This is a genomic window from Thermococcus sp. CX2, assembly GCF_012027555.1.
In the GTDB taxonomy this organism is placed as follows: domain Archaea; phylum Methanobacteriota_B; class Thermococci; order Thermococcales; family Thermococcaceae; genus Thermococcus.
In genome coordinates this window covers 1-253 of the sequence record NZ_SNUQ01000019.1, presented here as the reverse complement: position 1 = coordinate 253, position 253 = coordinate 1, and the positions used below count along the sequence as shown (strand labels likewise).

Annotated in this window: 1 pseudogene; it reads right to left on the bottom strand. The window is 54.5% G+C overall.

The window, feature by feature from the left end:
* Positions 1–253: pseudogene (locus E3E23_RS09945) on the bottom strand (aminotransferase); the annotation flags it as partial.

Here is a 253-nt window from a genome sequence, read left to right as displayed (position 1 = left end):
GATGGCCTGGATTTCATCCGGGCTGAGAGCCTGGCTTGGCTGGCCGAGGATGAGGAAGTCGATGTCCTTAATAACATCGTAGGTTATTTCGTTGCCAACGTTCTGAATTCCAAGGGTGTCGGCAAGGGTCCGGTCGCCAATGTATACCCAGTTAACGTCGCTGATGGTCTTGACCATTCCCTCTGCGATGACGTTGCCGTCCTTGTCGGTCAAAACAGCAAGGCCCTTGTCGCTTTCACCGTGGGAGAGGTCG